This is a genomic window from Ideonella sp. P3_A4 (assembly GCF_056403075.1).
The window spans coordinates 1-1,275 of sequence record NZ_JBFUGE010001086.1 but is presented as its reverse complement, the minus strand read 5'-3'; the positions used below and the strand labels follow the sequence as shown (position 1 = coordinate 1,275).

2 protein-coding genes are annotated in these 1,275 nt (G+C 65.0%); both read right to left on the bottom strand.

The window, feature by feature from the left end; translation table 11 throughout:
• Positions 1 to 8: 8 nt before the first annotated feature.
• Positions 9 to 656: a sulfur oxidation c-type cytochrome SoxX gene (gene soxX, locus AC1DYI_RS36055; RefSeq protein WP_477208888.1), complete on the bottom strand. Its 648-nt coding sequence runs from the start codon at positions 654 to 656 to the stop codon at positions 9 to 11.
• 10 nt (positions 657 to 666) lie between these two features.
• Positions 667 to 1,275: sulfur oxidation c-type cytochrome SoxA (soxA, locus tag AC1DYI_RS36050; protein WP_477208887.1), on the bottom strand; the 609-nt coding region annotated here is incomplete at its 5' end.

Below are 1,275 nucleotides of genomic sequence, written 5' to 3'. Positions count from 1 at the left end.
TTCATGGGTTACTGGTTGACCGGCGACTTCGGGTCGAGGATCAGCGCCATCAGGTGCTTCAGCTGGGTCTCATCCAGCAAGCCGGCGTGGCCAAAGCGCGGCATGCCTGAGCAGGCGTTGTAGGCCTTCGCGTTCCACAGCTTCGCCCAGGTGTATTCGACGATGGGCTTGGCCTCGGCGCTCTGCGGGTCAGTCACGCCGCGCAGCTTGCCGTAGTTGTAGAGGCTGGGGCCGATGGTGCCGAACGAGATCTCGGTCTTGGTGATCTGGTGGCAGTTGTAGCAGTTGCCGCCGTTGGCACTGGAGGTGGCCGACTTGTCGGTCCAGGTCATGCCACGGCCGTTCTGCGCCAGCTTTTCGCCTTCGCGCCAATCGCCGATGAACACGCCGTCGGCCGGCATGCGCACGCTTTTCAGCGCCGCCTGCTGGATCGGGTTGGCCACGCTGTCGGGCAGGTTCGCACCTTGCGCCTTCGAGCAGGCGGCGTTGGCTTCGTCTTGCTGTAGACGATCGACCTTGGCGATGCCCTCGTCGCGGAACGAGCCGCTCATCATCTGCGCCATCAGCGCGTCGTAGTCAGGCGCCGGCGCCATCGAAGCGCACCCGACGACGAGCGCGCCAGTGGCGGAAAGAACGATCAACTTCCTGGTATTCATCGTGCTTCCTTCAGCGCTTGATGGCAGGCGCGATCGACTCGGCGCCCTTGGCATTGACGCCCATGTAGACACCCAGTGCGACGGTCACGTCCGATGCGAAGCCGGGGTACGGGAAACGCTGCTGGCGGTAGCAGTCGGTCAGGCGCCGCTGCATGCTCCACAGCTCGCCGCTGCTCACCCGGTAGGCGGGCCAGGCCGCGATGCCGATGCCGTTGCCGGGGTTCCCGGTCAGGTCGGGCAGGTCTTGCAGGCGAATGCGTTTGCCGGGTTGCCCATGGCAAGAGGCGCATGAGAAGTCGTAAGGGCCACCGCGGTAGAAGAAGGCGCGCTTGCCGAGCTCGTAGGTCTTGCGCTCTTCGGCATGGGCCTGCGGCAGGTTGAACTTCAGCCCGCGCGATTCGGCCGAGATCCAGGCCACGAGGCCTTCGAGGTTGACCTGCTCACCCTTGCCGAATGGTGTCTTGGCGATGGCCGCGGCGTCGAAGCCCTGCAGCTGCTCCATGCAGGTCAGCAGGCGCGACTCGAGGTCTTGCACCTTGGCCGTGTCAGCGAAGTAGCGCGGCAGTTCGACGAAGGCGCCCTTCACGACACCGGGCCCCTTGCCCAGATTGCATTGCTC

Coding starts and splice junctions, on each gene's coding strand:
- soxX (WP_477208888.1), bottom strand. CDS start 656: ATGAATACCAGGAAGTTGATCGTTCTTTCCGCCACTGGCGCGCTCGTC.